Source organism: Streptomyces mabaensis, assembly GCF_053763515.1.
The window spans coordinates 74,692-99,626 of record NZ_JBSOPZ010000028.1; the positions used below are offsets into that span (position 1 = coordinate 74,692).

Below are 24,935 nucleotides of genomic sequence, written 5' to 3' on the forward strand. Positions count from 1 at the left end.
CGGCGTCCACAGCAGTGCGTGCGATACACATTGTGTCCACCGGCCGCCATCGGGCGGCAACCGTTTTTCCTGTCGAAGGGAGCCAGGGACCGTGCAGCGAAAGGCGTACGTACCGGGCATCGCGCTCCTCGCAGCGCTGGTCACCGGCTGCACGGGCGGCTCCGGAACCGATGACGCACCGGCCGATTCCAAGCCGGGCGAGACGACCGTCGCCGCACCCCCCGGCAAGTACCGCACCCTCCCCGAACCGTGCGGCTCCATCGAGTCCGAGCGGCTGAAGGACATGCTGCCCGGCACCGAGGAGCTCACCCCGGAGCAGCAGGAGCAGGCGTACCAGGGCAGGGCGGACGCCACCCACGACGGTGACCGCCGGGTCGGCTGCCGCTGGAAGGTCGAGTCGGCGGAGGCCACCCGCCACCTCTTCGTCGGCTTCGAGCGCGTCGTCTCGTACGACCGGGCCGTGAGCGACGACGACCGGGCGCAGGAGGTGTACGCGAAGAAGGCGGCCTCCGCGAACCTCGACCAGCCCATCGACCCGCGGGACGAACTCGGGAACAGCGCCACGAAGTCCCCCTCCGGTACGGCCACCCCGGTCACGCCCCCGGCCCGCACCCCGTCCGGGACCCCGACCCCGGCCCCGCCGCAGAACCCGTCCCAGGCCCCGGCGGAGGGCCTGGAGCCGCGCCTGCTGGAGGGACTGGGCAACGACGCCTTCCTGAACGACGTCCTCGCCGCGTCCGGCTCGACCTCGCAGACGCGCACGGTCACGGTCGTCTTCCGTACCTCGAACGTCATCGTGACGGTCGAGTACGCCGAGCAGCCCGCCCTCGTCTCGGCCGCCGTGCCGGACAGCAAGTACATGCAGGACAAGGCACAGGGCCTGGCCCGCAAGCTTTCCGAGCAGTTCGACGAGGACCAGTAGAGACCCATGAGTGAAGGAACCATGCACCGATCAGCCCAGCGACTCACCCGCATACTCGCCTGCGCAGCCGTTCCGGTGATGCTCGTCGCCGCCGGCTGCTCGTCCGACTCCGGCTCCGGCTCCGACGGCAAGAAGGGCTCGGACGCCTCGTCGCCGGCGAAGTCGCCGAGCGTGAAGCCGTCCCCGACGGTCGAGAAGGCGGTGTTCGACAAGCTTCCCGACCCCTGCAAGTCGGTCACCGCGAAGACCGTCGAATCCCTCGTACCGGAGGCGAAGGACAAGTCCGGTACCAAGTCCAAGTCGAACGACATCTCCAGCCGCGGCAGCTGCTCCTGGAACGGTCTCGAGGACGACGGCCTCAAGGGCTCGCAGTACCGCTGGCTGTCGGTCTCCCTCACGCGTTACGACTCCGACCAGGCACTCGGCAGCGGCAACAAGCGCGCCGAGGAGCAGTACGCCAAGCAGGTCGCGGCGGCGAGCGCCGCGCAGGGCGCCCGGAGCCTCAAGACCGAGAGCGTGTCCGGCATCGGCGACCAGGCGACGGCCGTCACCTACACGATGCGTAAGACCGTGGACTTCCGGAACCAGACGATCGTGGCGCGCACGCAGAACGTCGTCCTCACGCTCGACTACAACGGCACGTCCTACGAAGGCGGAAAGATCCCGTCCACCGCGGATCTGCTGAAGGACGCCCAGAAGGCCGCGAAGGAGGTCGTCGCGGCCGTCGCGACGACCAACAAGCCGTAGCGTTCTGCGCCGGTTCACGGAGCTCGGTCCCCCTACGGGGCCGGGCTCCGGCCGTCCCCACGCGACGCGTTCGGCGACCATGTGCCAGGCTGTGCCCCGCCAGATGTCGAAAGTGGGAGGGGATCGCGGGTGGCCGCGATGCAGCTGACACGCACGCACCGGATACTCATCGGCGTCGTCGTAGCGGGCGCGGTGATCATCGCCGCGATCGGTTTCGCCGGGTCGTACGCCGCTGTGCGCGAGCTCGCCGAGCAGAAGGGCTTCGGCAGGTTCTCCCTCTTCTTCCCGATCGGTATCGACGCGGGCATCTGTGTCCTGCTGGCCCTGGACCTGCTGCTGACGTGGATACGGATTCCGTTCCCGCTGCTGCGCCAGACCGCCTGGCTGCTCACGGCGGCGACCATCGCCTTCAACGGCGCCGCCGCCTGGCCCGATCCGCTCGGCGTCGGCATGCATGCCGTGATCCCGGTGCTGTTCGTCGTCTGCGTCGAGGCCGCCCGGCACGCCGTCGGCCGGATCGCGGACATCACCGCCGACAAGCACATGGAAGGCGTCCGCCTCACCCGCTGGCTGCTCTCCCCGGTCCCCACGTTCAAACTCTGGCGCCGGATGAAGCTCTGGGAGCTGCGGTCGTACGAGCAGGTCATCAGACTCGAACAGGACCGGCTGATCTATCAGGCCCGTCTCCAGGCCCGCTTCGGCCGCAACTGGCGGCGCAAGGCCCCCATCGAGTCCCTGATGCCGCTGCGGCTCGCCCGCTTCGGCGTCCCGCTGTCGGAGACCGCCCCGGCCGGTCTCGCCGCCGCCGGCATCGAGCCCGCCCTGCTGCCCCCCGCTCCCGCACAGGCCGGTCCGCAGGCTCAGCCGGCGCGTGCGGAAGCGATCCTTCCGGAGCAGGCCGGCACCGCCCCGGCGCTGCCGTCGGGCCCCGCCGAGGAGCGGCCGCGCGACACGGACACCCCGCAGGAAGCGGCGGACGCCGAAGGGCCGGGGACGCACGAGAGCCCCTGGTTCGCGGCGCCCTCGGCGGCCCAGGCGGCGTACGACAACGGCTACAACCCGCAGTACGTCGAGGGCCTGGAACCCACCCCGGTCATGGTCCCGTCGGGCCCGGGCCGTACCCGCCCGCTCGGCGGGTACGGGCCGCAGCCTCAGCAGCAGCAGTACGAGCAGCCGTACGAGCAGCAGCCCGCGTACACCGAGCCTCCGTACGAGCAGCCGGAGTACGAGGAGCCGCAGTACGAGCAGCCGGACCCGGAGCCCGATCCGGACGCGCTGCCTCCCGAGGAGGAGTACTACCTCGCGTTCCGCAAGTTCATAGGAGAGAACGGCACCATCCCGAGCCCCCGCACCCTCGGCGCGTACCTCCACGACCTCGGCTACACCCACACCCTGCTCGACAGCGAGCTGAGCCGCTACGCCAAGCGCTTCGAGGTCCGGTACCAGCAGGAGCTGGACGCCGAACACATCGCCTAGGCGCATCCGGACATGCGTCAGGGCCGCCACCCGCCGATGCGGAGGCGGCCCTGACGAACGTACGGCCGTACGTACCGGCTACGCGCCCAGCAGCTTCCGCACCCGGTCCGCGCCCACGGCCAGCAGCAGCGTGGGCAGCCGCGGGCCGGTGTCCTTGCCGACCAGCAGGTGGTAGAGCAGCGCGAAGAACGACCGCTGCGCCGTCTTCAGTTCGGGCGTCGGCTTGGCGTCCGGCTCCAGGCCCGCCATCACCTTCGGCACCCCGTAGACGAGCGTGGTCAGCCCGTCCAGGGACCAGTGCGTGTCCAGCCCCTCCAGCAGCAGCCGCAGCGACTCGCGCCCCTGCTCGTCCAGGGAGCCCAGCAGCTCCTTGTCCGGCTCCTCGCGTACGAGCGTGCGCTGCTCGGCCGGGACCTGGGTGGTGATCCAGTTCTCGGCGCGGTCGAGCCGCGGACGGGCCTCGTCCAGCGAGGAGAGCGGGTTCGCGGGGTCCAGGTCGCTCAGGATCCTCAGCGTCTGCTCGTCGTGTCCGGCCGTGATGTCGACGACCGAGGCGAGCGTGCGGTACGGCAGCGGGCGCGGCGTGTGCGGCAGTTCGCCGGCGGCGGTACGGGTCGCCCGCGAGTACGCCGCCGCGTCGGCCGGCAGTACCGAGCCGTCCGCGACCTTGCGCTCCAGCGAGTCCCACTCGTCGTACAGCCGCTGGATCTCCTGGTCGAACGCGATCTTGAAGGCCTGGTTCGGCCGCCGCCTGGCGTACAGCCAGCGCAGCAGCGGCGCCTCCATGATCTTCAGCGCGTCGGCCGGAGTCGGCACACCGCCCTTGGACGACGACATCTTCGCCATCCCGGAGATCCCCACGAACGCGTACATCGGGCCGATCGGCTGCACGCCGTCGAACACCTCGCGCACGATCTGCCCGCCGACGACGAACGACGAGCCGGGCGAGGAGTGGTCGACGCCGGAGGGCTCGAAGACGACGCCCTCGTAGGCCCAGCGCATCGGCCAGTCGACCTTCCAGACCAGCTTGCCGCCGTTGAACTCGCTGAGGAGGACGGTCTCGGAGTGACCGCAGGCGGTGCAGGTGTACGCGAGCGCCGTGCTCTCGTCGTCGTACGCCGTGACCGTCGTCAGGTCCTTCTGGCAGACGGTGCAGTACGGCTTGTACGGGTAGTAGCCCGCGGCGCCGCCGCTGCCGTCGTCCTCGCTCGCCGCGCCGGAGCCCTCGGCGGCCTCCAGCTCGGCCTCGTCGACCGGCTTCTGCTGCTGCTTCTTCCCGCCCTTGGCTGCCGCCGGCTTGTCCTTGGTCCGGTAGCGGTCGAGCACAGCGTCGATGTCGGCACGGTGCTTCATCGCGTGCAGGATCTGCTCACGGTAGACACCGCTGGTGTACTGCTCGGTCTGGCTGATGCCGTCGTACTCGACACCCAGCTCGTCCAGCGCCTCGACCATGGCGGCCTTGAAGTGCTCGGCCCAGTTCGGGTACGCGGACCCGGCCGGCGCGGGCACGGACGTCAGCGGCTTGCCGATGTGCTCGGCCCACGAGTCGTCGACCCCGGCGACTCCGGCGGGCACCTTGCGGTAGCGGTCGTAGTCGTCCCACGACAGGACGTGCCGCACCTCGATGCCGCGCCGCCTGATCTCGTCGGCGACCAGGTGCGGGGTCATGACCTCACGCAGGTTGCCGAGGTGGATCGGCCCGGAGGGGGAGAGTCCGGACGCGACGACGACCACCGGAGGGGTGGCGGCTGAGTGTTTCGCGCCAGGCGCACGTCGCTCCGCCTCGGCGATGACCTCGTCCGCGAAACGGGAGACCCAGTCGGTCTCGGTGCTGCTCTGAGCCACGATCGGCACGTCCTTCTTTCTCGATAGTTGGCGCCAGGGGGTGCCCGCCGCCATTCTCCCAGACGGAAGAGCCCTCTCCGGGGTTGTTTATTTCCCAGCGAAACGGGTGGCGCCCCCGTGGGATACTCAAGACCCATCCCTACGTACCGACAGGAACGGCACCTCATGGCCTCGGTCCCTTCCCTCGCTTCAACCGTCCACCAGCGCGTCGCGGACGCCCTCTCGGCTGCCCTGCCGGAGGCCGGCACCGCCGACCCGCTGCTGCGACGAAGCGACCGGGCCGACTTCCAGGCCAACGGGATCCTGGCGCTCGCCAAGAAGGCCAAGGCGAACCCGCGCGAGCTGGCCGCGAAGGTCGTCGAGAGCCTGCCGGCCGGCACCGCGACCACGGACGGCGTGATCAAGGACATCGAGGTCTCCGGCCCCGGCTTCCTCAACATCACGGTCGCCGACCGGGCGATCACCGAGACCCTCGCCGCGCGCGCCGCGGACGAGCGGCTGGGCGTCCCGTACACCGAGACCCCGGGCACCACGGTCATCGACTACGCCCAGCCGAACGTGGCCAAGGAGATGCACGTCGGCCACCTCCGCTCCGCGGTGATCGGTGACGCGATGGTGCAGATCCTGGAGTTCGCGGGCGAGAAGGTGATCCGGCGCCATCACATCGGCGACTGGGGCACCCAGTTCGGCATGCTCATCCAGTACCTGATCGAGCACCCGCACGAGCTGGACCACGAGGGCGGCAAGGCGGTCTCCGGCGAGGAGGCCATGTCCAGCCTCAACCGGATCTACAAGGCGGCGCGGGTCCTTTTCGACTCGGACGAGGAGTTCAAGGACCGGGCGCGCCGCCGGGTCGTCGACCTCCAGGCCGGCGACAAGGAGACGCTCGCCCTCTGGCAGCGGTTCGTCGACGAGTCGAAGATCTACTTCTACTCGGTCTTCGGCAAGCTCGACATGGAGATCCGCGACCCCGACGTCGTCGGCGAGTCGGGCTACAACGACATGCTCGAGGAGACCTGCCGGATCCTGGAGGAGTCGGGCGTGGCGGTCCGCTCCGAGGGCGCGCTCTGCGTGTTCTTCGACGACGTCAAGGGCCCGGACGGCAACCCGGTCCCGCTGATCGTGAAGAAGTCGAACGGCGGGTACGGCTATGCCGCGACCGACCTCTCGGCGATCCGGGACCGGGTGCAGAGCCTGGGCGCGGACACGCTGGTGTACGTCGTGGACGCCCGCCAGTCCCTGCACTTCAAGATGGTCTTCGAGACCGCGCGCCGGGCCGGCTGGCTGAACGACCAGGTGCACGCCGTCCAGCTGGCCTTCGGCACGGTGCTGGGCAAGGACGGCAAGCCGTTCAAGACGCGTGAGGGCGAGACGGTCCGGCTGGTGGACCTGCTGGACGAGGCGGTCGAGCGGGCGGCGGCGGTCGTCCGGGAGAAGGCCCAGGACCTGACCGAGGAGGAGATCGCCGAGCGCGCCACCCAGGTGGGCATCGGTGCGATCAAGTACGCGGACCTGTCGACCTCTGCCTCGCGCGACTACAAGTTCGACCTGGACCAGATGGTGTCCCTCAACGGTGACACGAGCGTGTACCTCCAGTACGCGTACGCCCGTATCCAGTCGATCCTGCGCAAGGCCGGGGACGCGAAGCCGGCTGCCCATCCGGAGCTCGGACTGGCCCCGGCCGAGCGGGCGTTGGGGCTGCACCTGGACCAGTTCGCGGAGGTGCTGGCCGAGGTGGCCTCGTCGTACGAGCCGCACAAGCTGGCCGCGTACCTCTACCAGCTGGCGTCGCACCTCACGAAGTTCTACGACCAGTGCCCGGTCCTGAAGGCCGAGACGTCTGCGCACGTCGAGAACCGTCTGTTCCTCTGCGACCTGACGGGACGCACGCTGCACCAGGGCATGGCGCTGCTCGGTATCAGGACCCCTGAGCGCCTCTGATCCGCCTCTGATCACGGCACTCCGACCGCATAGGGCGATGCCCCTCACCGGGACCGGTGGGGGGCATCGCCGTGGTGCGGTCCGCGTCAGCGGGAGTCACGGTCGCCCGCGACCTCGTCGATCTCCGCGTGCGCCTTCTTCAGCAGCTGCGACGAGAGGTCCATGAGGGCCCGAGCGCCGGCGATCTCCTCGCCCACGCGCAGTTGTTCCGGATCCGAGGGGTGGCGGCTGGCGGTTCCGTGGGCCCGGAACTCCGTGCCGTCGCCGAGGCGCACCATCGCGGCCGCCTTGGTCTTCTCGCCCTCCTCCCGGAACTCCATCTCGATGTGCCATCCGACGAGTGTCTTCATGTCCGATCACCTCCGGGGTTGCCCTTCCAGAGTGCGCCGCCGGAGCCCCGAACACCACCACACATATTGGTCTACACCCTTGACTGGTACATACCAAAGCGCTTGAGTGTTCCGCGCAACCCCCCACCGCGGCCCCGCCCGGACGCAACGCCGCCTCCGGGTGCGGCCGTTGCCGCGCAAAGGAGTCATCGAGTGCCGAAACACCGAGCGCTGAAACATCGCATGGTCGCGCTGCTCGTCGCGATCCTCGCCGGAAGCGGACTGGCGGCGACCCTCCTGCCCGCCTCGGCCGCTTCCGCCGCCGGCGTCTGCGACACCGCCCCCACCTGGGTGCAGGGCAGGTCCTACATCGCTGGCAACGTTGTCAAATACAGCGACGGCAGGTTCTACGTCGCCGAGCACGACAACCCGGGCTACGACCCGACCATCAGCACCTGGTACTGGGACCCGTACACCTGCGAGGGCGGCACCACCCCGAACCCCTCCGGCTTCGTCGTCAGCGAGACCCAGTTCAACCAGATGTTCCCGAACCGGAACTCCTTCTACACGTACAGCGGCCTGACCGCCGCACTCAGCGCCTACCCGGGCTTCGCCAACACCGGCAGCGACACCGTCAGGAAGCAGGAGGCCGCGGCCTTCCTCGCCAACGTCAGCCACGAGACCGGCGGCCTGGTCCACATCGTCGAGCAGAACACCGCCAACTACCCGCACTACTGCGACTGGGGCCGCCCGTACGGCTGCCCGGCCGGCCAGGCCGCGTACTACGGCCGCGGACCGATCCAGCTCAGCTGGAACTTCAACTACAAGGCCGCGGGCGACGCGCTCGGCCTCGACCTGCTGGGCAACCCCTGGCTCGTACAGAACAACGCCGCGGTCGCCTGGAAGACCGGCCTCTGGTACTGGAACACCCAGACCGGCCCCGGCACGATGACCCCGCACCACGCCATGGTCAACAGCCGTGGCTTCGGCGAGACCATCCGCAGCATCAACGGCAGCCTGGAGTGCAACGGCGGCAACCCCGGCCAGGTGCAGAGCCGGGTCACCAAGTACCAGCAGTTCGTCCAGATCCTCGGCGTCGCCCCCGGCAGCAACCTGTACTGCTGACGCCCCCCACCCGACCGCATGCGAAAAGCGGGCCACCGACCCGGTGGCCCGCTTCCATGCACAGCTCTCACAGCCTCACAGCCCGCGCGCGACCTCCGTCGCCCAGTACGTCAGGATCATGCTCGCGCCCGCGCGCCTGATCCCGGTCAGGGACTCCAGGATCGCCTTGTCCCGGTCGATCCAGCCCTTCTCCGCCGCCGCCTCGATCATCGCGTACTCGCCGGAGATCTGGTACGCGGCCACCGGCACGTCCACCGACTCCGCCACCCGGTACACGATGTCCAGGTACGGGCCGGCCGGCTTGACCATCACCATGTCGGCGCCCTCTTCGAGGTCGAGCGCCAGCTCCCGCAGCGACTCCCGGGCGTTCGCCGGGTCCTGCTGGTACGTCTTGCGGTCGCCCGTGAGCGACGAGCCGACGGCCTCCCGGAAGGGCCCGTAGAAGGCCGAGGAGTACTTCGCGGTGTACGCGAGCACGGCCACGTCCTCGTGCCCGGTCTGGTCCAGCGCGTCGCGGATGACCCCGACCTGACCGTCCATCATGCCGCTCGGGCCCACCACGTGGACGCCCGCGTCGGCCTGGACCTGCGCCATCTCGGCGTACCGCTCCAGCGTCGCGTCGTTGTCGACCCGGCCGTCGGCGTCCAGTACGCCGCAGTGGCCGTGATCGGTGTACTCGTCCAGGCACAGGTCCGACATGATGACGAGGTCGTCACCCACCTCGGCGCGGACATCGCGGATCGCGACCTGGAGGATGCCGTCCGGGTCGGTACCCGCCGTGCCGGCCCCGTCCTTCTTCTCGTCCTCCGGCACGCCGAACAGCATGATCCCGCCGACACCGGCCTCACGGGCCTCGACGGCGGCCTTTCGCAGCGTGTCCCGCGTGTGCTGGACGACGCCCGGCATCGCGGAAATCGGAACGGGCTCGCTGATCCCCTCACGCACGAACGCGGGAAGAATCAGATCGGCCGGATGCAGCCGGGTCTCGGCGACCATGCGCCGCATGGCCGGGGTGGTCCGCAGCCGCCGCGGCCGCGCGCCGGGGAAGGATCCGTACACAGTCATACGGCCACGCTACGCCCGTCCGGACCGGGCAATTACCGACAGGGCGTCGGAGGGGCAGAGCCCCGGGACGCCGGAGGGCGGGCAGGGAATGAACCCCACCCGCCCCGGAGACACATGCCCCCGACAGCGTCAGGTGGTGCGCCGGCGTCGGGCTCCCGGGCGGCGCTCGCTCGGCCGGGTGACCGGCTCGCCCGCCTCCTTCGCCGCCGCGCGGCGCTGCGCGCCGAACTCGGCGAGCGCCTCGGCCAGCCTGTGCACCGACGGCTCCGGCGAGAGTACGTCCACGCGCAGCCCGTGCTCCTCGGCCGTCTTGGCCGTGGCGGGCCCGATGCAGGCGATCACCGTGACGTTGTGCGGCTTGCCCGCGATCCCGACGAGGTTGCGGACCGTACTCGAAGACGTGAAGAGCACGGCGTCGAAGCCGCCGCCCTTGATCGCCTCGCGGGTGTCGGCCGGCGGCGGCGAGGCCCGCACGGTCCGGTAGGCCGTCACGTCGTCGACCTCCCAGCCGAGCTCGATCAGCCCGGCCACCAGCGTCTCGGTGGCGATGTCGGCACGCGGCAGGAAGACGCGGTCGATCGGGTCGAAGACCGGGTCGTACGGCGGCCAGTCCTCCAGCAGTCCGGCCGCGGACTGCTCACCGCTGGGCACCAGGTCCGGCTTCACGCCGAACTCGATCAGCGACCGGGCGGTCTGCTCGCCCACCGCGGCCACCTTGATGCCCGCGAAGGCGCGGGCGTCGAGCCCGTACTCCTCGAACTTCTCCCGGACGGCCTTCACGGCGTTGACCGAGGTGAAGGCGATCCACTCGTAGCGGCCGGTGACCAGGCCCTTGACCGCGCGCTCCATCTGCTGGGGCGTGCGCGGCGGTTCGACGGCGATCGTCGGGACCTCGTGCGGCACCGCGCCGTACGACGTGAGCTGGTCGGAGAGCGAGGCCGCCTGCTCCTTCGTACGCGGCACGAGCACCCGCCACCCGAAGAGCGGCTTCGACTCGAACCACGACAGCTGGTCGCGCTGGGCGGCAGCACTGCGCTCGCCGACCACGGCTATGACGGGCTGGTGGCCCTCGGGCGACGGCAGCACCTTCGCCTGCTTCAGGACCTGCGCCACTGTTCCCAGCGTCGCGTTCCACGTCCGCTGGCGCGTGGTGGTGCCGGCGACGGTGACGGTCATCGGGGTGTCCGGCTTGCGGCCGGCCGCGACCAGTTCGCCCGCGGCCGCGGCGACCGTCTCCAGCGTCGTCGAGACCACGGCTGTCGCGTCGCTGGCGCCGACCTCGGTCCAGCAGCGCTGGGAAGCCGTACGGGCATCGACGAACCGGACGTCCGCGCCGTGCGCGTCACGCAGCGGCACACCGGCGTACGCGGGCACGCCCACCGCGGTTGCGACACCGGGCACGACCTCGAACGGGATGCCCTCGGCGGCGCAGGCGAGCATCTCGTCACCCGCGTTGGCGTCCAGACCGGGGTCGCCCGCAACCGCACGGACGACCCGCCTGCCGCTGCGCGCAGCCTCCATGACAAGATTGGCGGCGTCCCGGATCACCGGGACTCCGGCGGCTACTGACGCCTCGTCAGCGACCGTCAGCTGATGCGTGTCGACTCCCGCCCGCGCATGCGTACGCACCACGTCGAGCACATGCGGCTCGGCGACCAGTACGTCCGCACTCGCGAGCGCCTCGACGGCGCGCAGCGTGAGCAGTCCCGGATCTCCGGGTCCGGCACCGAGGAAGGTGACGTGCCCGGATGCGGGGAAGGCAGGGTTGGCGGTGGTGGGGCTCAAAGTGCTCGCTCCCCCATAAGACCGGCCGCACCCTTGGCGAGCATCTCGGACGCGAGTTCGCGACCGAGCGCGAGGGCGTCGCCGTGCGACGTGGGTACGGGACCGGTGGTGGACAGCTGCACCAGCGTGGAGCCGTCGGTCGTGCCGACGACGCCGCGCAGGCGCATTTCGGTGACAACCTGTCCGTCGGCCAGCAGGTCGGCGAGCGCACCCACAGGTGCGCTGCAGCCGGCCTCCAGGGCGGCGAGCAGGGCTCGCTCGGCGGTCACGGCGGCCCGGGTGAACGGGTCGTCGAGCTCTCCGAGCGCGGCGGCGAGGTCTGCGTTGGCCGCAGTGCACTCGACCGCCAGGGCTCCTTGGCCGGGGGCGGGCAGGACGGAGTCGACCGAGAGGAACTCGGTGACCTCGTCGGTCCTGCCGATGCGGTTGAGGCCGGCCGCGGCGAGAACCACCGCGTCCAGTTCCCCGTTCCGCACGTACCCGATGCGCGTGTCGATGTTGCCGCGGATCGGCACGGTCTCGATGCGCATGCCGTGCGAGCGGGCGTACGCGTTGAGCTGCGCCATCCGCCGCGGCGAACCGGTGCCGACCTTCGCGCCCGCCGGCAGCTGCTCGAACGTCAGCCCGTCGCGGGCGACCAGCACATCGCGGGGGTCCTCGCGGCGCGGGATCGCGGCCAGCACCAGGTCGTCCGGCTGCGCGGTCGGCAGATCCTTCAGCGAGTGCACGGCGAAATCGACATCGCCCCTGACCAGCGCGTCGCGCAGGGCGGTGACGAACACACCGGTCCCGCCGATCTGCGTGAGATGCTCGCGGGAGGTGTCGCCGAACGTGGTGATCTCCACCAGCTCGACGGGACGCCCGGTGATCCGGCGCACCGCCTCGGCGACATGCCCGGACTGGGCCATGGCGAGCTTGCTGCGCCTGGTTCCCAGCTTCAAAGCGGCTTGGGTCATGATGCCCGCCCTCGGTTCTTGACGTCCACGTCGTTCAGGTCGGCCCGGCTGACGGCGGCGACCGCCAGCGGGTCGAGATCGAAGAGTTCACGCAGCGCGTCCGCGTACCCGGCGCCGCCGGGCTCGCTCGCGAGCTGCTTGACCCGCACGGTGGGCGCGTGCAGGAGCTTGTCGACGACCCGGCGCACGGTCTGGGTGATCTCCGCGCGCTCCTTGTCGTCCAGTCCCGGCAGCCGCCCCTCGAGCCGCGCGACCTCGTTCGCGACCACGTCGGCGGCCATGGTGCGCAGCGCGACCACGGTGGGGGTGATGTGCGCGGCACGCTGAGCGGCGCCGAAGGCGGCGACCTCGTCGGCCACTATCGTCCGCACCTGGTCGACGTCGGCCGCCATCGGGGCGTCCGCGGACGCCTCGGCGAGCGACTCGATGTCGACCAGCCGTACCCCGGGGATGCGGTGCACGGCGGCGTCGATGTCGCGCGGCATGGCGAGGTCGAGCAGCGCGAGCCGTACGGGAACCCCGTGGCCCGCCCGGCGTGCCGCCGTACCGGACACGATCCGGCGGTCGGTCGTGCCCCGGTCGGCCCATGCGCCGTGCAGTTCCATGGAGTCGGCGTCGGTACCTGCACCGGCACCGGCCCGCGGCGCGTCGGCGATCAGCGCGGCCCGCTCGGCGAGCCCGGCCACGAGGGCCTCACTGTCGGCGCCGGGGTGCATGTCGTCCAACCCGACGGGACACCCGGCGTCGCCGTCCGGCCGGCCGTCACCACCGAAGTCCTGCCCGACGGACGCACTGTCCGCACCGGCGTACCGGTCGCCGCCACCGGCGGCGGAACCCCGCCCGCCGGGGCCCCCGAACGCGCCGCCCGGCGCACCGGCACCGGCGCTGGGCGCCCAGCCGGCGCCGCCCGGCGCTTCGGCGATCCGGCCGTGCCGTGCCGCGGCGGCGGCCGCGAGGCGCGCGACGAGCGCGTCGTCGGGCAGCCGAAGCTCATCGGCGGCCGCGCTCGCACCGGCCGGGGCCGAGCCGTCGGCCGGCTCGGCCGGGGACACCGGGTGGTCGTGCGGCGCCGGCTCCGGCTCCAGCCCCAGGGCCGTACGTACCGCGGCAGCGGTCAGCACCAGGCTCGTCGCGCCCGTGCAGGAGATCGCGACGTCGACTCGTGTCAGTTCGTCAGCGACGGCGTCCATCGCCACCGCGCGCGCCGCCACCCCGGTACCGCTCTGCTCCGTCAGCAGGGTCGCGAGCCGCTCGGCCCGCTCCGGCGTCCGGTTCGCGACGACGACCTCCGCCACCCCGGCCCGCGCCAGCGTCGCCGCGGCCAGCGACGACATCGAGCCCGCGCCGATGACCAGCGCGCGCTTGCCGCGGGCCCAGCCCGCGACCTCGCTGCCGGTGCCCACCGCGAGCTGTTCGAGCCCGAAGGTGACGAGCGACTGCCCGGCGCGGTCGATACCGGTCTCGGAGTGCGCCCGCTTGCCGACCCGCAGCGCCTGCTGGAACAGGTCGTTCAGCAGCCGGTCGGCGGTGTGGAGCTCCTGCCCCAGCGCGAGCGCGTCCTTGATCTGGCCGAGGATCTGGCCCTCGCCGACCACCATCGAGTCCAGCCCGCACGCCACCGAGAAGAGGTGGTGGACGGCCCGGTCCTCGTAGTGCACGTAGAGATAAGGAGTGAGCTCTTCCAGCCCGACCCCGCTGTGCTGCGCGAGCAGCGTGGACAGCTCGGCGACGCCCGCGTGGAACTTGTCCACGTCGGCGTACAGCTCGATGCGGTTGCACGTCGCGAGCACCGCCGCCTCGGTGGCCGGCTCGGCGGCCAGCGTGTCCTGAAGCAGCTTGGCCTGCGCGTCGGCGGCCAGCGAAGCCCGCTCCAGCACGCTCACCGGTGCGCTGCGGTGACTGAGTCCTACGACCAGGAGGCTCATGCCGGCATCACGGCGGGGACGTCCCCGTCGGGTCCCTTCCGGCCCGCGGCCGAAGCGCTCCGCACTGAGGGCGGCGCGACGCCGGCCGCCTCCGCGGCGGCCTCCTCGCCGGCCTTGCGCTGCTCGTGGAAGGCGAGGATCTGCAGCTCGATGGAGAGGTCGACCTTGCGCACGTCCACCCCGTCCGGCACGGACAGCACGGTGGGCGCGAAGTTCAGGATGGAGGTGACACCAGCCGCGATCAGCCGCTCGCACACCTGCTGCGCGGCGCCGGCGGGCGTCGAGATGACACCGATGGACACGCCGTTGTCGCTGATGATCTTCTCGAGTTCGTCGGTGTGCTGCACGGGCATCCCGGCGACCGGCTTGCCCGCCATCGCGGGGTCGGCGTCGATCAGCGCGGCGACCCGGAAGCCTCGGGAGGCGAACCCGCCGTAGTTGGCGAGCGCGGCGCCCAGGTTACCGATGCCGACGATGACGACCGGCCAGTCCTGCGTCAGCCCGAGCTCACGGGAGATCTGGTAGACGAGGTACTCAACGTCGTAGCCCACGCCACGGGTCCCGTACGAACCGAGGTACGAGAAGTCCTTGCGCAGCTTCGCCGAGTTGACGCCCGCGGCGGCCGCGAGCTCCTCGGAGGAGACCGTGGGGACCGAGCGCTCGGACAGCGCGGTCAGGGCGCGCAGATACAGCGGAAGCCTGGCGACAGTGGCCTCGGGGATTCCTCGGCTGCGGGTCGCCGGTCGGTGTGTTCGGCCAGTTGCCACGGTGCTCCTGCGGGATGAGCGGGGCTGCAGGCGGCCGCTTGTCCCAGGACCGCCCCGTCGAGGCCAGGCTATGTCTTTGTGAACGCGTGCACAAAGATGGTGTCCGTTTTGTCCGTGCAAAGTGACCGGGGTCACGCGGCCCGGAGGCCTGATCTTGGAACTACGGGCGTGGCACACCCGTTGAAGACCCGAAGGGCGCAAAACCGTACACACTCCTCACGACTACACCCCCGAGACCGCCCAAATCGCCCACGATGGTAGCCCGATTACGGGTCAGGCCCCCAGTGCGCGGCGGAGCCGGTCCGCGTCCACCCGCCAGAACGTGTGCTGCTCCCCGTCCACGAGGACAACCGGAATCTGTTCCCAGTACAAGCGGTTCAGCTCCTCGTCCTGGGTGATGTCCTTCTCCTCCCACGGCGTGCCGGCCTCCCCGCACACCCGGGAGACCACCTCCCGCGCGTCGTCGCAGAGGTGACAGCCGGGCTTGCCGACGAGTGTGACCAGACGCTCACCGGGCTTCTTGCCCGAACGCCGCAACAGGGGACTCATGCCCTCCATTCTCAACCCGCCCGGGCCCCGGCCGGCTCCGGCCGGCAGCGTCCGATCGGTCCCTTTAACAGGCCCGCCGCGCACTGTTCACGCCAACGCACCCTCGTGAGGCGGGAAGTACCGAACAGAATGGCTATGCTCACGGCCATGGCCGCACTGGGATGGCTCACCCCCCGCAGGCGCTCCGCGACAGCACGGAGCGTGCTGGCAGGCGAGGCCGCCGCCGAGGCGGCGCGCAAGTCCGAGCAGGAGATCGACGCGAGCACGCCGGCGCCGGCCGGCGACGCCGCCGCACCCGATTTCCCCGTCCTCGGGGACGACCGGGCCGCCGCCTTCTTCGACCTCGACAACACCGTGATGCAGGGCGCCGCGATCTTCCACTTCGGTCGCGGGCTGTACAAGCGGAAGTTCTTCCAGCGCCGCGAACTGGCCCGGTTCGCCTGGCAGCAGGCCTGGTTCAGGCTCGCCGGCGTCGAGGACCCCGAGCACATGCAGGACGCGCGCGAGAGCGCCCTGTCCATCGTGAAGGGCCACCGCGTCTCCGAACTGATGACCATCGGCGAGGAGATCTACGACGAGTACATGGCCGAGCGCATCTGGCCGGGCACCCGCGCCCTCGCCCAGGCGCACTTGGACGCGGGCCAGAAGGTCTGGCTGGTCACCGCCGCCCCGGTGGAGACCGCGACGATCATCGCCCGCCGCCTCGGCCTGACCGGCGCGCTGGGCACGGTCGCCGAGTCCATGGACGGCGTCTATACCGGCAAGCTGGTGGGCGAGCCGCTGCACGGCCCGGCGAAGGCCGAGGCCGTCCGCGCGCTGGCCATGGCGGAGGGCCTGGACCTCTCCCGCTGCGCCGCGTACAGCGATTCGCACAACGACATCCCGATGCTGTCGCTCGTCGGGCATCCGTACGCGATCAACCCGGACACGAAACTGCGCAAGCATGCCCGGGACCGCGAATGGCGGCTGCGCGACTACCGCACCGGCCGCAAGGCCGCCAAGGTCGGCATCCCGGCCGCCGCCGGCGTGGGCGCCCTGGCGGGCGGCACGGCCGCCGCGCTCGCCATGCAGCGCCGCCGCCGTTAGCACGCCGCTTGCACTCGGCCACAACACACCCCTGAAGCAGACAGATCGCGAACCGAACCGATCAACAACCGGTCACGATCTGCGACTCGTTGCGCCCTCGATCAGTAACAGAAGCGACGTAATCGATGATTTGAGCAACTGGGTGTAGCACTGCCTGTACGAAGCGTTATTCTCCTCAGACGCATACGGGCCAATTCCTCGCCACTCCATGGCGACCGAGTGTCAACGGTCCCGCACTGCACGTGTTGGAAGCTCTGCCTCTGGGAGTCCCGTGTACCCACACGTCGGGGTTGACGCCTCGGGCCTGGCTACGCTGCGCGCAACGGTCCTCGACCACTTGCGCGGCTTCGTCCCCACCGCGTACGCCGTCCCCGCATTTGCCACGCCAGCCCCTGCCGCAATCGGCCCTGCCGGTCCTTGCTACGCCTTGGCCGACGGTGGTGCGACGGTTGGCAGACGCGGCCGTGGCGGCACCGGCACATCCACCGCCCGCCGCCCGAGCGCCGACAGTGACAGCGCCCGCATGATGGACCTGGTCGAACGCGCCCAGGCCGGCGAAGCCGAAGCCTTCGGCAGGCTGTACGACCAGTACAGCGACACCGTCTACCGCTATATCTACTACCGCGTCGGCGGCAAGGCGACGGCCGAGGACCTCACGAGTGAGACGTTCCTGCGCGCCCTGCGCCGCATCTCCACCTTCACCTGGCAGGGCCGCGACTTCGGCGCCTGGCTGGTGACCATCGCCCGCAACCTGGTGGCGGACCACTTCAAGTCCAGCCGCTTCCGCCTGGAAGTCACCACCGGTGAAATGCTCGACGCGAACGAGGTCGAGCGCAGCCCGGAGGACTCGGTCCTCGAAGCCCTCTCCAACGCGGCCCTGCTGGAAGCCGTACGGAAACTCAATCCGCAGCAGCAGGAGTGCGTGACCCTGCGCTTCCTGCAAGGCCTGTCCGTCGCCGAGACGGCCCGGGTGATGGGGAAGAACGAGGGCGCGATCAAAACCCTCCAGTACCGGGCGGTCCGCACCCTGGCCCGCCTCCTCCCGGACGACGCCCGCTGACCCCGGCACCTGCCCAGTACCCGCCCGACGCCCGCTCGACACCACTCCCATACACACCCGGTGACGCTTCGATGACGCTGTGGTCCGATCATCTTTCCTGCGTAACCCAAGTGCCGCGCCGCTCGTTGTGCGGGATGCAGGCTCCCTGTGGACACGCCATGCCCACAGCCACTCACTCGATCGAGTGGATGTGCTCAAGGTGTGCAACCTTCCGGAACCCCCGGGGAGTCGATCGTCATGACGAGAGGAGGTGCCGCCAGTGATCGGACAAGTTTCGGCGCACCGGCGGGCGAACGCCTTCGCCCGGGCCCTGGAGGATCAGAGCCTCGAGGAGAGCGCAGCCTCGGCGGCCGAGCAGCCCGAACCACCTGAGCACGTACGCCTGTTGGCCCTGGCGAACGGTCTGGGCGAGCTGCCGCGGCCGGAGTTGGACCCCGAGGTCAAAGTGGTGCAGCGGGCACAGCTCGTTGCCGCCATGGAGGCCATGGTCGCCGAGGGCGGTGCGTCCACGGGCCCTCAGGTGCCCGAACAGCGGACCGGCCGCGGCGCCCACCGGGCGGCCCCGCTCCGCAAGCTGCGGCCGCGCTCCCGCTGGTCGAAGGGCATCGCGGCGGGCGGACTCACCGTCGGTGTGGCCGCGGGGGCCTTCAGCGGAGTGGCCGCTGCCAGTTCCGACGCCCTGCCGGGTGATTCGCTGTACGGACTCAAGCGCGGCATGGAGGACATCAAACTCGGCATGGCCGAGGGCGAGTCCGACCGCGGCGAGATCTATCTCGACCAGGCGTCGACCCGGCTCCACGAGGCACGCCGCCTCATGGAGCGGGACCGCGCGGGCGAACTCGACCACGAGTCGCTGGGCGAGGTCAGACGCGTCCTGTCCGGGATGCGGCACGACGCGGCCGAGGGTCATCGCCTGCTGCACGAGGCGTACGAACGGGACGGCTCGCTGGGCCCCATCCAGACGCTGTCCTCGTTCTCCCGGTCCCACCGGGCATCGTGGAGCCAGCTCCGCGACCGGCTGCCGGCGCAGCTCACGGACGTGGGCGACGAGGTGAGCTCGGTCTTCGACGCCATAGAGGACGAGGTCGCTCCGCTGCGCTCGCGACTGCCGCGCCCGCCGCAGCAGCGACGCACGTCCGAGCAGCCGGGCTCCGGTCCGCACAGCTCGGGTCAGGCCGACAAGGACCGCCCGGCGCCCTCCTCGACGGCCTCGGACGACGGCCGGACGGGCGACACCGACCGGCCCCAGCCCTCCAGCTCCGGCACCGAGGAGGACGGCCTGCTCGGCGGCGGTACGAGCGGCCTGCTCGACCCCCCGTCGAGCGGCACCAGCCCCACCCCGTCCGCCGGCAGCAGCGACCCGGAACCGGACATCACCCTCCCGCCGATCCTCCCGGGCCTGATCGGAGGCCTGGGCATCGACAGCGAGGACGCGAACTAGGGCCCGTCCGCGAACAGCAAGAGTGCGGGACGCTCCGGGGGAGCGTCCCGCACTCTTGTGTGTCGGTGTGCGTCGCTGGGTGTCGGGTCAGAAGAACACCGACCTCCGCTGGACCAGCAGCTTGTACAGCGTGTGCTGAATCTGCTCGCGGACCTGGTCCGTCAGGTTGAACATCAGCATCGGGTCCTCCGCCGCCTCCGGCGGATACCCGTCCGTCGCTATCGGCTCGCCGAACTGGATCGTCCACTTCGTCGGCAACGGCACCGCCCCCAACGGCCCGAGCCACGGGAACGTCGGCGTGATCGGGAAGTACGGGAAGCCCAGCAGCCGCGCCAGCGTCTTCGCGTTGCCGATCATCGGGTAGATCTCCTCCGCGCCCACGATCGAGCACGGCACGATCGGCGTGCCCGCCCGCAGCGCCGTGGAGACGAAGCCGCCGCGGCCGAAGCGCTGGAGCTTGTAGCGCTCGCTGAACGGCTTTCCGATGCCCTTGAAGCCCTCCGGCATCACCCCGACGACCTCGCCCCGCTCGAGCAGCCGCTCCGCGTCCTCCGTGCACGCCAGCGTGTGCCCGGCCTTCCGCGCGAGTTCGTTTATCACCGGCAGCATGAAGACCAGATCGGCGGCCAGCAGCCGCAGATGACGGCCGGCCGGGTGGTGATCGTGCACCGCGACCTGAAGCATCAGCCCGTCCAGCGGCAGTGTCCCGGAGTGGTTGGCGACGATGAGCGCCCCGCCCTCCGACGGGATGTTCTCGACGCCCTTCACCTCGACCCGGAAGTACTTCTCGTACAGCGGCCGGACCATCGACATCAGGACCTGGTCGGTGAGGTCCTTGTCGTACCCGAACTCGTCGACCTCGTACTCGCCGGTGATCCGGCGCCGCAGGAACGACAGCCCGCCCGCGATCCGCCGGTCCCAGCCACCGCCGCCCCCGTCCGCCGCGGAGCGGCCCGTCGCGTCCGCGTGCAGGGCCGTCGGCGCGGCCCCGCCGTCCTGGCCTGCGCCGTCCTGGTCCGCGTCGTGCTGCGCCGGCAGGGCGCTCACCGGCGCCTCGCGCACACCCGAGGGCACGCCGGCGGGCTCCGGTTTACGACGGCCCGCCGGCCGGCGCCGCGGCGGCCGGGCCGCACTGCCGCGCGAGCGGTCGTCGTCGAACGGAATGACCTTGGCGTCCGCCATTATCGGTGCGCTCCTTCTTCGGCGCTCTGCGTCGGCTGTCCTGGCCCGCGTCCTGGCCCGCGTACTGGTTCAGGTCCGGTCCCGCGTCCACCGCCCGCGAGGGGCAGCGCCGCCATCCGGTCGACCGCCCTCGCCAGGGAGTCCGGCGGCAGCAGACCCGGCCCGCGGCTCCGCGCGAAGTCCGCGAAGGTCTCCGGGGTCGTGAACCTGGGCGCGAACCCCAGCGTCTCGCGCATCTGCGTCGTACGGACCACCCTGCCGTGGGTGAGCAAACGAATCTGCTCCGGGGAGAAGTCCGTGACACCCACGGTGCGAAGCGCGGAACCGACCCACGTGACCGCCGGCAGGAACACCGGCACGGTCGGCCGCCCCAGCCGCCGCGAACACTGCGACAGCAGCAGTACCCCGTCTCCCGCCACATTGAACGTGCCGCTGTTCAGCGTGCCGCGCCGGGCCTCGTGCGAAGCGATCCTGAGCACATCGATGACGTCGTCCTCATGGACGAACTGCAGCCGCGGGTCGTAGCCGAAGACCGTCGGCAGGACGGGCAGCGAGAAGTACTCGGCGAGCGGCGAGTCCGCGCACGGGCCCAGGATGTTCGCGAAGCGCAGCACGCACACCGCGACATCGGGCCTGCGGCGCGCGAAGCCCCGTACGTACCCCTCGACCTCCACCGCGTCCTTCGCGAAGCCGCCGCTGGGCAGCGACTTGGGCGGGGTGGTCTCGGTGAAGACGGCCGGGTCGCGCGGCGCGGAACCGTACACGCTCGTACTGGACTTCACCACGAAGCGCTTGACCGACGGCGACTTCTGGCAGGCACCGAGCAGCTGCATGGTGCCGATGACGTTGGTCTCCTTGACCGTGGTGCGCCCGCCACTGCCCAGCGGAGTGCCCGTCACATCCAGATGGACGACCGTGTCGACGGCGTGCTCCGCGAGCACCCGCGCGATCGCCGGCTGCCGGATGTCGGCCCGGATGAAATCGGCGCCCCCCAGATGATGCGCCGGTTCGACGGCGTCCACACCGATCACCCGGTCCACCTCGGGGTCGCGCTGGATGCGCCGCACGAAGCGGCCGCCGAGCTGCCGGGCCACCCCGGTCACGAGCACGACCTTGCCCAAGATCAGCGCCTTCCCTCAACCCGAATCCCGTAGTCGTCACCGTAGCGGGTGGACGTTGCGCTGTGATGACCACTCGATGCCTGAAGTGACAGCTCCCACAAACGGCCGCATACGCACCGCAGCCCCTCCACCGGATGGGTGGAGGGGCTGCGGAGACACGTACAGCGCCGCTTACTTCTTGTTGCGACGCTGAACGCGGGTGCGCTTGAGCAGCTTGCGGTGCTTCTTCTTGGCCATCCGCTTGCGCCGCTTCTTGATAACAGAGCCCACGACTACCCTCGCTCACTTCTCTTCACTCGGTGCGGGGCGTCTGGGCCCACACGACCTACGTCGGCCTAGCCTACCCGCCACCGAGTGAGGGACGTAATCCGAGTGCACCGTCAGGCGGACTCCACCCCCACATACGACTCGCGGAGGTACTCGTGTACAGCGTTCTCCGGGACTCGGAAGGACCTCCCCACCCGGATCGCGGGCAGATGGCCGTTGTGCACCAAGCGGTACACGGTCATCTTGGACACGCGCATCACCGAGGCGACTTCCGCCACGGTCAGGAACTGAACCTCGCTGAGAGGCCTCTCGCCAGCAGCCATGACACACCTGAACCTTCCGCAAACGACGGGCACCGGCTTCCCCTTCCGGTGACTCCTCGTCGCTGTTCGCTCACTCCCCAGACTAGGGGCGGGTGATACGAGTGGGGAAGAGGAGCAGCGATCGGCCGCCTACTGTGACAGACACGCTCGATTGAGTACATAGCGAGTAAGCGGCCGGTAGTAATCGGACCGCACAGCGTCATCAAGCGGAACGGCGACGGACACCCGCCCCTCCGCCTCTCCCACGAACAGCGCCGGATCGTCCGTGTCCGCGAGCCCGATGGCCTCGATACCCAGCTGACCTGCCCCGCAGACCCAGCCGTGGTCGCCGACAACGAGCTCGGGGAGCGGGCCGCGGCCCTCGGCCAGGCCGGCCAGTGCGGCCCGAACCGGGAGCGGCGAATGGGTGTGCGCGCCGGTCTCACTCCCGGCTCGCCGGGCACCCGGTTCGCGCACCAGCGCGACTCCCTGTACGTAGTCAAGGTTGTACGTGCGTACCCCGAACCGGGTCGTTATGTCGACAGAGCAACCCTGCGCGGGGGTGAGAACAGCACATCCCGCCGCCGAGAGAGCGTCTGCCAGCGCGGCGTAGAACCCGAGCAGCCGATGCGGATGCCCCGTCCCGAGCAGCACCGGAGCCCGCCGCGCCGCGACCTCCCGCAACCGCTCGCCGAACGCGTCCAGGGCCGCCAGGGTCCGCTCCGGATCAATGACGTCGGGCCCGCTGACGTGGGCGGGATCCGCCGACACCCCGCACTTGTCCGCCATCAGCGCCATCACATCGCGCTCGCCCCACGCCCATTCGGGGTCCAGGCCGAGCAGCACCCGCGGGTCGCGCGCCGCGAAGAGCCGATAACTGCGCAGGCTCTCCTCCCTCGAGGTGGCCACGGGCCCGGCCAGCCGGGCGGCCAGCAGATGCGCTCGCAGCGCGCCGGTGCTCAACACCCTGCCGATGCTGCCCCACCCGGCGACGCGAGGTGCCAAAAGGCCGGATACGCCGCACTGTTGGCGTAATCCGCGCAGGCGGCGGCAGTCAGCGGCAGGCAGCCGCTACGGGAGCAGCCCGCGCAGCGGGAACACCGCCCGCCGCGTCGCCAGTACCGCCTGGTCCAGCCGGTCCGCCGGATCGTAGCCCGCTTCCCACTCCGCCCACTCGGGCGTCCGGCCGTCCGTCATCCGGCTCGGCGCCAACTGCCGTGTCCGTGCGAACACTTCGTCCCGCCACGAGGACGGGATCACCGATCCCGGCTCGACCGGCCGGTGCGCGGCGATTCCCACCAGGTGCGTCCACGACCGCGGCACGACGTCCACGACCGCGTACCCGCCGCCGCCGAGGGCGAGCCAGCGCCCGTCGGCGTGCGCGTGCGCCAGGTCGTGGCAGGCCTCCTGCACGGCCCGCTGCGCGTCCAGCGAGACCGCCAGATGGGCCAGCGGGTCCTCTACGTGCGTGTCCGCCCCGTGCTGGGTCACGAGCAGCTGCGGCCGGAAGCCGGCCAGCAGCTCCGGTACGACGGCGTGGAAGGCCCGCAGCCAGCCGGCGTCCCCGGTGCCGGCCGGCAGCGCCACATTCACCGCGCCGCCCTCGGCGGACGCCCCGCCGGTCTCCTCCGGCCATCCGGTCTGCGGGAAGAGCGTCCGCGGATGCTCGTGCATCGAGATGGTCAGCACGCGCGGATCGTCCCAGAACGCCGCCTGGACCCCGTCCCCGTGGTGCACGTCCACGTCCACGTACGCGATCCGCTCGGCCCCCAGCTCCAACGCCCGGGCGATGGCCAGCGCCGCGTCGTTGTAGACACAGAACCCGGCGGCACTGCCCGGCATCGCGTGGTGCAGGCCGCCCGAGAAGTTCACCGCGTGCAGGGCCTCACCGCGCCAGACCGCCTCGGCCCCGGCCACCGACTGGCCCGCGATCAGGGCCGACGCCTCGTGCATCCCGGCGAAGGCGGGGTCGTCCATCGTCCCCAGCCCGTACGACCCGTCGGCCCCGCCCGGGTCCGCCGAGACCTCCCGTACCGCGTTCACGTAGTCCTCGCGGTGGACCAGCCGCAGCGTCGAGTCCCCGGCCGGCTTCGCCGCGACGACGTCCATCGCCGCGTCGAGACCGTACGCCCGCACCAGACCCATGGTGAGCGCGAGGCGCACCGGATCCATCGGATGGCCAGGCCCGAAGTCGTACTTCGTCAGCGCCTCGTCCCACATCAACACGTTGCGGCCGTTCATCCCTCAACCGTATCGGGCGGGCTCGACGCCGCACGGGTGGGCAGGGGGATCACCCCAACAGTCGGCGATCACAGGCGATCACACCAGCAGTCGGGGCAGCTCGCCCATGTCGGAGAAGAACGCGGTCGCACCGGCCAGCTTCTCGGCGGACATCATGGCAGTGAAGCCGTACACGTCCATCCCGGCCGCCCGCGCGGCCTGCACCCCCAGCGGGCTGTCCTCGATGACCACACACCGCTCGGCCGGTACGCCCATCCGTGCGGCCGCGTGGAGGAACAGGTCCGGCTCCGGCTTGCCCCGCCCGACATCCTCCGCGCTGAAGATCCACTCCTGCTCGAACCACTCGCCGAGCCCGGCCGCCCGGTGTCCGACGGCGATCCGCTCGTGGGTCCCGGACGAGGCCACGCAGTACGGCACTCCGGTGGCGACGAGCCAGCCGAGAACATCACTGACACCGGTGACGGGCTTGAGTTCACGCTCGAAGGCGGTGAACACGCGGGCGTGGAGGGTGTCGTCGAAGTCGTCGGGCAGCCGGCGCCCCGTCCGGTCGAGCACAAGATCGTGCACCCGGTGGACGGCAGATCCCATGTAGTCCCGGAGCGACTCCTCATAGGTGGTGGGGTGCCCGAGCTCGGAGAGGTAGCCGGCGAGGATGGTGTTGGAGATCGGCTCGCTGTCCACCAGGACGCCGTCATTGTCGAAGATCACCAGGTCATAGCTCATGAGCTGACCCTAAACGCAGAAAAGCCCCGCACCATGACGGTGCGGGGCTTTCCCACAATGATTGTTCGGCGGCGTCCTAC

General features: G+C 70.7%; 23 protein-coding genes. 8 read left to right on the forward strand and 15 right to left on the reverse strand.

The window, feature by feature from the left end; all coding sequences use genetic code 11:
• Window positions 1–91: 91 nt before the first annotated feature.
• The 3 genes from ACWV17_RS23860 (at window position 92) to ACWV17_RS23870 (ending at window position 3,145) form a co-directional block, all read left to right on the forward strand.
• Window positions 92–922, forward strand: coding sequence for a DUF3558 domain-containing protein (locus ACWV17_RS23860; RefSeq protein ID WP_455361316.1), 831 nt, complete (start codon window positions 92–94; stop codon window positions 920–922).
• Window positions 923–943: 21 nt separating this feature from the next.
• Window positions 944–1,669, forward strand: a complete 726-nt coding sequence (locus ACWV17_RS23865; protein WP_455361317.1) for a DUF3558 family protein — start codon at window positions 944–946, stop codon at window positions 1,667–1,669.
• A gap of 129 nt (window positions 1,670–1,798) precedes the next feature.
• A complete protein-coding gene (locus tag ACWV17_RS23870; protein ID WP_455361318.1) occupies window positions 1,799–3,145 on the forward strand; it encodes a DUF2637 domain-containing protein in 1,347 nt (448 codons plus the stop codon).
• A gap of 78 nt (window positions 3,146–3,223) precedes the next feature.
• Here ACWV17_RS23870 and lysS read toward each other — a convergent pair whose 3' ends face one another.
• Entirely contained in the window at window positions 3,224–4,999 is a 1,776-nt protein-coding gene (lysS, locus tag ACWV17_RS23875) for a lysine--tRNA ligase (RefSeq protein ID WP_455361319.1), read from the reverse strand.
• 156 nt (window positions 5,000–5,155) lie between these two features.
• Here lysS and argS point away from each other — a divergent pair, with 156 nt between their 5' ends.
• The gene (gene argS / locus ACWV17_RS23880; RefSeq protein ID WP_455361320.1) at window positions 5,156–6,931 is read left to right on the forward strand and encodes an arginine--tRNA ligase; all 1,776 of its coding nucleotides are present in this window, start codon (window positions 5,156–5,158) and stop codon (window positions 6,929–6,931) included.
• A gap of 86 nt (window positions 6,932–7,017) precedes the next feature.
• Here argS and ACWV17_RS23885 read toward each other — a convergent pair whose 3' ends face one another.
• Window positions 7,018–7,281, reverse strand: a complete 264-nt coding sequence (locus tag ACWV17_RS23885; protein WP_455352304.1) for a DUF1876 domain-containing protein — start codon at window positions 7,279–7,281, stop codon at window positions 7,018–7,020.
• Window positions 7,282–7,503: 222 nt separating this feature from the next.
• Between ACWV17_RS23885 and ACWV17_RS23890 the strand changes: the two genes are divergently transcribed.
• Window positions 7,504–8,385, forward strand: coding sequence for a chitinase (locus ACWV17_RS23890; protein WP_455361333.1), 882 nt, complete (start codon window positions 7,504–7,506; stop codon window positions 8,383–8,385).
• Between the two features lie 75 nt (window positions 8,386–8,460).
• Here ACWV17_RS23890 and hemB read toward each other — a convergent pair whose 3' ends face one another.
• The 6 genes from hemB to ACWV17_RS23920 all read right to left on the reverse strand — a co-directional run bounded on the left by hemB (window position 8,461) and on the right by ACWV17_RS23920 (window position 15,432).
• Window positions 8,461–9,450, reverse strand: a complete 990-nt coding sequence (gene hemB, locus ACWV17_RS23895; protein ID WP_455361321.1) for a porphobilinogen synthase — start codon at window positions 9,448–9,450, stop codon at window positions 8,461–8,463.
• A 129-nt stretch (window positions 9,451–9,579) separates the two neighbouring features.
• Complete coding sequence (locus ACWV17_RS23900) at window positions 9,580–11,235, reverse strand: uroporphyrinogen-III synthase (protein WP_455361322.1); 1,656 nt, start codon at window positions 11,233–11,235, stop codon at window positions 9,580–9,582.
• A complete protein-coding gene (gene hemC, locus ACWV17_RS23905; RefSeq protein ID WP_455361323.1) occupies window positions 11,232–12,191 on the reverse strand; it encodes a hydroxymethylbilane synthase in 960 nt (319 codons plus the stop codon). Before hemC ends, ACWV17_RS23900 begins: the two co-directional genes overlap by 4 nt.
• Window positions 12,188–14,116: a glutamyl-tRNA reductase gene (locus tag ACWV17_RS23910; RefSeq protein ID WP_455361324.1), complete on the reverse strand. Its 1,929-nt coding sequence runs from the start codon at window positions 14,114–14,116 to the stop codon at window positions 12,188–12,190. Before ACWV17_RS23910 ends, hemC begins: the two co-directional genes overlap by 4 nt.
• On the reverse strand, window positions 14,113–14,883 hold the full coding sequence (locus ACWV17_RS23915) for a redox-sensing transcriptional repressor Rex (RefSeq protein WP_455352291.1): 771 nt from the start codon (window positions 14,881–14,883) through the stop codon (window positions 14,113–14,115). The genes ACWV17_RS23910 and ACWV17_RS23915 overlap by 4 nt, the downstream gene beginning before the upstream one ends.
• 273 nt (window positions 14,884–15,156) lie before the next feature.
• Window positions 15,157–15,432: a glutaredoxin family protein gene (locus ACWV17_RS23920; protein WP_455352290.1), complete on the reverse strand. Its 276-nt coding sequence runs from the start codon at window positions 15,430–15,432 to the stop codon at window positions 15,157–15,159.
• Between the two features lie 147 nt (window positions 15,433–15,579).
• Here ACWV17_RS23920 and ACWV17_RS23925 point away from each other — a divergent pair, with 147 nt between their 5' ends.
• From ACWV17_RS23925 to ACWV17_RS23935, 3 genes are all read left to right on the forward strand, one after another.
• On the forward strand, window positions 15,580–16,518 hold the full coding sequence (locus ACWV17_RS23925; RefSeq protein WP_455352289.1) for an HAD family hydrolase: 939 nt from the start codon (window positions 15,580–15,582) through the stop codon (window positions 16,516–16,518).
• 271 nt (window positions 16,519–16,789) lie between these two features.
• The gene (locus tag ACWV17_RS23930; RefSeq protein WP_366076181.1) at window positions 16,790–17,578 is read left to right on the forward strand and encodes an ECF subfamily RNA polymerase sigma factor, BldN family; all 789 of its coding nucleotides are present in this window, start codon (window positions 16,790–16,792) and stop codon (window positions 17,576–17,578) included.
• Window positions 17,579–17,837: 259 nt separating this feature from the next.
• Window positions 17,838–19,019 (forward strand): DUF5667 domain-containing protein, encoded by a 1,182-nt coding sequence (locus tag ACWV17_RS23935; protein WP_455361325.1) that lies wholly within the window; start codon window positions 17,838–17,840, stop codon window positions 19,017–19,019.
• 87 nt (window positions 19,020–19,106) lie between these two features.
• On the opposite strand, the gene ACWV17_RS23940 is transcribed toward ACWV17_RS23935, so the two are convergent.
• The 7 genes from ACWV17_RS23940 to ACWV17_RS23970 all read right to left on the reverse strand — a co-directional run bounded on the left by ACWV17_RS23940 (window position 19,107) and on the right by ACWV17_RS23970 (window position 24,855).
• Window positions 19,107–20,201 carry a lysophospholipid acyltransferase family protein gene (locus ACWV17_RS23940; protein ID WP_455361326.1) on the reverse strand — a complete coding sequence of 365 codons (1,095 nt, stop codon included), beginning with the start codon at window positions 20,199–20,201 and terminating at the stop codon, window positions 19,107–19,109.
• Window positions 20,201–21,322, reverse strand: coding sequence for an NAD-dependent epimerase/dehydratase family protein (locus ACWV17_RS23945; protein WP_455361327.1), 1,122 nt, complete (start codon window positions 21,320–21,322; stop codon window positions 20,201–20,203). The genes ACWV17_RS23940 and ACWV17_RS23945 overlap by 1 nt, the downstream gene beginning before the upstream one ends.
• A 171-nt stretch (window positions 21,323–21,493) precedes the next feature.
• Window positions 21,494–21,592 carry a 30S ribosomal protein bS22 gene (locus ACWV17_RS23950; RefSeq protein WP_003948845.1) on the reverse strand — a complete coding sequence of 33 codons (99 nt, stop codon included), beginning with the start codon at window positions 21,590–21,592 and terminating at the stop codon, window positions 21,494–21,496.
• A gap of 110 nt (window positions 21,593–21,702) precedes the next feature.
• Entirely contained in the window at window positions 21,703–21,912 is a 210-nt protein-coding gene (locus ACWV17_RS23955; RefSeq protein WP_008738568.1) for a helix-turn-helix domain-containing protein, read from the reverse strand.
• Between the two features lie 129 nt (window positions 21,913–22,041).
• Window positions 22,042–22,857 carry a phosphatase gene (locus tag ACWV17_RS23960; protein WP_455352285.1) on the reverse strand — a complete coding sequence of 272 codons (816 nt, stop codon included), beginning with the start codon at window positions 22,855–22,857 and terminating at the stop codon, window positions 22,042–22,044.
• Window positions 22,858–22,962: 105 nt separating this feature from the next.
• Window positions 22,963–24,132, reverse strand: a complete 1,170-nt coding sequence (locus tag ACWV17_RS23965; protein ID WP_455361328.1) for an acetoin utilization protein AcuC — start codon at window positions 24,130–24,132, stop codon at window positions 22,963–22,965.
• Window positions 24,133–24,210: 78 nt separating this feature from the next.
• The gene (locus ACWV17_RS23970; protein ID WP_455361329.1) at window positions 24,211–24,855 is read right to left on the reverse strand and encodes an HAD family hydrolase; all 645 of its coding nucleotides are present in this window, start codon (window positions 24,853–24,855) and stop codon (window positions 24,211–24,213) included.
• Window positions 24,856–24,935 lie beyond the last annotated feature (80 nt).